The sequence below is a fragment of the Cupriavidus sp. 01L46 genome (genome assembly GCF_056399905.1).
Map to the genome: position 1 here is coordinate 1 of NZ_JBFTSF010000399.1, position 5,242 is coordinate 5,242.

A 5,242-nucleotide genomic window follows, 5' to 3' on the forward strand; every position below is an offset into this window, starting at 1 on the left:
CCGATGGACGACACGCCGCCAGTCAGCGGGCCCACGAAGGCAATCTTGACGACATCCTTGGCGGCAGCCGGCGCGGACATCCCGGCCAACCCGGCCGAGGCCAGCAACAAGGCAGCGGCAACTACGGTGTTCTTCTTGCGCACTCTCATCCCCTTCGACACGTGGACAAACGGTTGGTATTCAAGTCACTCGAGCAAAACTACATGCGACTTTCTCTAAATTCAAGTCACTTGAATTCTGCATCGCAACAACCGTGCCAGTGACTTTGGGGGTGTCCAGGGATGGAAAACGCCGCAATGGCGGCCGAAGACGCCCGTGGCAGGCGGCAGTTACGTGCGCACGGCACGGTTCTGGTGCGCTGCCGCACCAGAAGTATGGAAAGTTGGGGAACGCAGGGGTGTCGGTGCCGCGCGGAGTGGCGGCAGAGCCGGCCGTTGCATCACGACCCACCACAAGTAGACCAATCGGAGCACCGAAGCGACATTGCCGCCACAGGTGTCGCCGGACCGCAGCTATTGCCCGGGCACGGCCTTTCGGGGAATGTCGACCTGTCCGAAGGAGCGATACTCCATCACCCCGTCGCGGACAACGATCAACGCACCAATCAGTGCAACGGAATCTGCAGGCATGCAGGCCGCATCCAGCACGAGGCGCGCTGCGATGGACGCACCCGGGCGCAGCGTAAGCAACCGTGTGGGGAGATCTGTGCCAGCGGTAATCGGCAAATCTGCAGAGCTGCCCTTGTGACAATCCAGCAATCTCACGTGCTTCCCGAAGGCGATCCGAAATAGACATCTTAAACTCCTACTTGCCCACCCAATTTTGGGTCGAGTTCAGACAGCATCTTCGCAACATCCCTGATTGAGATGGGTTTTTCGTCAGCGACAAAAATATTATTAACCTCTAAGGGTAGTTCAAGCTGCTCGATCACTTCCACCGTGACCTCAACACCATTCAAGCTATCGAAGCCAGGAAGGTCATCGAGTGGAACCGTGTCGGCAGAGACCTCCGTCTCGTCACGACCGCTCATCTTCTGGATGTTGGCTACGGCGGCAATCAGAAGCTCTTCCAATTCGAGTTGTGTCATGTCTAGACCCTCAGCAAAGCACTGTACGGTGCGGTAAGAAAATCTTACCGCATCATGCGAAGACATGCAACCGTCGATGCCGGCTAGGTCTTGGGAAGGAATTTGCTGCAGGGAGGAATCGACCGCACCTTGGCCGGCTATGGACTGGGTGCGTGCGTAGAAATGAAAAAGGGCCCGTGACTTGCGCCACAGGCCCTTCGACATACTCGTGGGTCGTGCGTGACTCGAACACGCGACCATCGGATTAAAAGTCCGAAGACCTAGCTAGACACATCTACTGTGCGAAACCGGAGATCGCTGGACTACGACTCTAAGTAAATCAAGCACTTGAAAAGATTCTTCGGCACGGGCCCCGCACAAAAGAACGCGAATTAGCTGGACTACCGTGAACTCGATCCAGATTTAGTTGGACCGTCGTGCAGGTGCCCCAAGATTCACTCCGCAGGCGCCCCATTGCACTTCCCCCGTCTCTACGAACGCGCTTCTGACTTGGTTCCTTTCGTAGGGATCGAGCTGACAACCCATACCGAACCTCGCAGAATCGCTAGATAGCTTCTTGAGCATTTTTTAAGTATCTAGTTAGCTAATAGCGCCCGAGCGGGGTARACGCTCGCGACCCTCGTCATCGCTTCCGGTTCACTGCCGGTGGGGAGCAAAGCGCATGAAAGTCATCCGGCAGTGCCCAGGGTGCGGACTGCCTTTCGAGGTCCGACCTCAGACGCCCGGTCAGCGCTTCTGTCCGTCCCCTGACTGCCAGCGGCGGCGGCGTCGCGAATGGCAGCGACAGCGGCTGCGCACCGACGCCGACTACCGGGAGAACCAAGCCCGGGCGCAGCGCGTGTGGGCCTCAGATCATGCGGACTATTGGCGGTTGTATCGCATCCGACACCCAGCTTACAGCGATCGAAACCGAGAACAGCAGCGCCGCCGGAACGTAAAGCGGCGCATTGCAAAGATGGACGCGTGGCGGAAGCTGACAGCCATACCCTCTGGCCTTTACGCGCTCGCTCCCGCGTCCTCCGGACTGATTGCAAAGATGGACTCGTGGATCGTCCGAATTACCGTCCTGGCGCGGCCGGGAGCAGACCAGATCACGATTGCAAAGAGATGACGTGTCACGCAGGAGCGCGACAGCTGCTAAGTTTGTCTGTGTGCGCGCCCCCAGCGATCTCCCGAGTGGAGATCGGAGCCTTCCTCTCCGGCCTGGTCATCGATGAGACCGAAGGGATGCCATCCACCTCTGTTTATGTGTATCGCTTCGGCAGCCTCATTCGCGCCTACCAAACAGTTGGATTCACTCCAGATCGGGACTATCGATATGTGGAAACGAACCGCTTCCTCAGGCGCCTCCATCCCGAAATCGTGGCACAAACGGAGGAACAGATTGCCGCTCTCGGCGGTGTGGTGACTCGCGACCCTGCGACCGATATGCTCACCGTGAACCGAGAATTCAGTGCCTCGCTCGTCCTGGCGCGCTGCCAAGCCCATGAGAACGGGCATAGCCACTGGAAGGTGCGATTCGATACAAGCTTAGTGCCGGATATCACAGTCGCGGTGAGATTGGATCACGCGAACGCAGCCCCCTTGGACTACTACTTGCTCCCGAGGCTCGACTTCTGTCKGCCGCGCATCAACCTAGCCGACCGGAACCCGGTTGAGTTCGAGAGCTACAGATTTGACACGCTTGATTACTTGTATGGAATGGCAGCTCGCGCGAAGGTTCGGAGGTCAGCATGATCGAGAAGCGACAACCCGGTGAAGTCCGGATGATCCCCATTGATCGGGTCCAGGTCCTCAATCCCCGGGAGCGAAACGGCCGCGTCTTCGAAGAGATAGTCGGCAACATCAAATTAATAGGACTTAAGAAGCCCATCACCGTCACACCGCGCGCGGGCGCAAACGGAGATGAGCGATACATGCTCGTATGCGGCGAGGGGAGACTCAAGGCATTCCGCTCACTCGGGGAGACAACAATTCCTGCGCTTGTTGTTCACGTGAGTGACGAGGATGCGTTTCTCATGAGTCTTACGGAGAACATAGCGCGCCGCCAGTGCAGGTCCCTGGAGCTACTGTCTGGCATAAGACAACTGCATGACCAGGGGTACACCCCAAAAAACATCGCCGAGAAAACCGGCCTTACCCAGCAGTACGTCCAGGGGATACTGACCCTGTTGCAGCAGGGCGAAGAACGCCTTCTTGTAGCTGTTGAGAAAGGAAGCATTCCGCTCAATGTCGCCCTGACAATTGTGGGTGCCGGTGACGACGACAAGGCCGTTCAAGCGGCACTACAAGAGGCGTATGAATCCGGAAAACTCCGCGGAAAGCAATTGATGGATGCCCGGCGCGTCATCGAACGGAGGCAGACTCTGGGAAGATCAGCAGCGCATAGGATGCCGCGCAAGATGAGCGATGTCACGAGCTCAAGCCTTGTGCGCACGTATCAGAACGAGGTTGAGCGCCAAAAGGCGATTGTAAGAAAAGCGGAATTCGCGCAGCAACGCCTTCTTTTTGTAATAGGTGCGCTTCGTCAGCTGTTTGTGGACGAGAACTTTGTGAATCTCCTTCGAGCCGAGGACTTGGCCACCTTGCCGAAGTATCTGTCCGAGCGGGTCTGGCCTGGTGGGAGCCTGTCATGAGCGGCGTCACACTTGGATTTATACCGGAACCACTCAGCGTCCCAGTCGTCTGCATCCTTCCATCTCGGAGACCGCCTGACGGGATAGGGATCTCTCGGAAGTTCAAGCAAATCAAATCTTCGATAGAGGAGATCGGCCTAATTGAACCCCTTACGGTAACTGCCGCGAACCAACAATCAGGGCAACATGTCCTGCTCGACGGCCACATTAGACTCATTGCACTTCGCGACCTGGGTTACGTTGAAGCATCTTGCCTCGTCGCTACAGATGACGAAATGTACACGTATAACAACCGCATCAATCGACTGTCCACGATCCAAGAGCACCTCATGCTTCGACGCGCCATCGACCGCGGCGTCTCTCCAGAGCGCCTGGCCAGAGCATTGAGCGTCGACGTCTCACATATCCAGAAGAAGATCACCCTTCTCAACGGGATCTGCCCCGAGGCAACTGAGCTACTCAAGGATCGCCAATTCTCACCAGAGTTGTCGCGTGCAATTCGGAAGATGAAGCCTACGAGACAAGTGGAGTGCATCGAGCTCATGGTCTCTGCGAACAATCTCACGGTGGCCTATGCCGAGGCGCTGCTGGTTGCAACGCCAGTTCCTCTTTTAATCAATGGCAAGAAGCCTAAGAAGTTGACTGGTGTTACCCAAGAGCAAATGGGAAAGATGGAGCGTGAGATGGGAAATCTGCAGGGACAATATAAGCTCGTCGAACAGACATATGGCCAGGACGTCCTCAATCTTGTGTTGGCCAAGGGGTACCTRGGGAAGTTACTGGAGAACGAATCAATTTCCGCCTTCCTGCGCCAGAGACAGCCTGATCTCCTCGCCGAGTTCGAGATGATTGTACAAACAGTTTCGTTGGATCAGTAGMAGTAGCGCGCTAGCCTTTAGGCTAGCAGGCGCCGAATGCGCTACACGATTTCAGCCAAAAACGAAGCCAAGCGCGTACCCATTCCGCTGTTGCCGTATCGTGGGCAGAGTCAGCAACCGACGACTCTGCCCGCAAAAAAGCATACGCCTCAGAGTACCGGCCTAGTCCTTCCTTCCATGATTTGGAATTCGCAAGTCCTCATTCACCGTATTACTCATTTTTTTTTCAGAATTGCTAACCGTACTAATTTTATTTTCAGTGACTGACGTAGCCCTCGCAGAATCCTTGGTCAGAACGTAGGAGCGCTTCCACTCCGGCCAGGCATTTACTAACGAACGAGCCCTTTCAAAATTATTTGTCGCCATGGATCACCTCCTTATTTTCAACAACAATCGCTGAAAGCTCATTAACAAGAATTACCTCTGCCTCTAAATACGAAAGCGGTATCATTGGGACCCTGAGTTCAGCCCCAGTTCTACTCCAGTCAACCACCTTCCCACCTTCTTTCCGCACAATATTTCTACCACTACTCAAACTCATCGAAAATAAATCAACAAACCTGCGAGGGCCGATTCCGACGAAAGGCTCAAACTTGACCTTATGCTTCGCCCCTTCACCATTAGCCTCAATAGAATCACTA

Annotated in this window: 3 protein-coding genes, 1 tRNA gene and 3 pseudogenes; 3 read left to right on the forward strand and 4 right to left on the reverse strand. The window is 55.5% G+C overall.

The annotated features are described in order from the left end of the window. The 3 genes and pseudogenes from AC1DS3_RS35265 to AC1DS3_RS35275 all read right to left on the reverse strand — a co-directional run. A pseudogene (locus AC1DS3_RS35265) lies at nucleotides 1-143 on the reverse strand (branched-chain amino acid ABC transporter substrate-binding protein); the annotation flags it as partial. A 653-nt stretch (nucleotides 144-796) separates the two neighbouring features. Next, nucleotides 797-1,291: an acyl carrier protein gene (locus tag AC1DS3_RS35270; protein WP_477109436.1), complete on the reverse strand. Its 495-nt coding sequence runs from the start codon at nucleotides 1,289-1,291 to the stop codon at nucleotides 797-799. A 5-nt stretch (nucleotides 1,292-1,296) separates the two neighbouring features. After that, nucleotides 1,297-1,398: transfer RNA gene (locus tag AC1DS3_RS35275), tRNA-Lys, on the reverse strand. A gap of 880 nt (nucleotides 1,399-2,278) precedes the next feature. Here AC1DS3_RS35275 and AC1DS3_RS35280 point away from each other — a divergent pair. The 3 genes and pseudogenes from AC1DS3_RS35280 to AC1DS3_RS35290 form a co-directional block, all read left to right on the forward strand. Next, nucleotides 2,279-2,824, forward strand: a pseudogene (locus tag AC1DS3_RS35280) (recombinase family protein); the annotation flags it as partial. Continuing rightward, entirely contained in the window at nucleotides 2,821-3,723 is a 903-nt protein-coding gene (locus tag AC1DS3_RS35285) for a ParB/RepB/Spo0J family partition protein (protein ID WP_441649862.1), read from the forward strand. The pseudogene AC1DS3_RS35280 and the gene AC1DS3_RS35285, both read left to right, overlap by 4 nt. After that, complete coding sequence (locus tag AC1DS3_RS35290) at nucleotides 3,720-4,601, forward strand: plasmid partitioning protein RepB C-terminal domain-containing protein (RefSeq protein WP_441649863.1); 882 nt, start codon at nucleotides 3,720-3,722, stop codon at nucleotides 4,599-4,601. The genes AC1DS3_RS35285 and AC1DS3_RS35290 overlap by 4 nt, the downstream gene beginning before the upstream one ends. A gap of 352 nt (nucleotides 4,602-4,953) precedes the next feature. Here AC1DS3_RS35290 and AC1DS3_RS35295 read toward each other — a convergent pair. Beyond that, nucleotides 4,954-5,242 (reverse strand): annotated as a pseudogene (locus AC1DS3_RS35295) (anti-phage dCTP deaminase); the annotation flags it as partial.

Coding starts and splice junctions, on each gene's coding strand:
- AC1DS3_RS35270 (WP_477109436.1), bottom strand. CDS start 1,291: ATGTCGAAGGGCCTGTGGCGCAAGTCACGGGCCCTTTTTCATTTCTAC.
- AC1DS3_RS35285 (WP_441649862.1), top strand. CDS start 2,821: ATGATCGAGAAGCGACAACCCGGTGAAGTCCGGATGATCCCCATTGAT.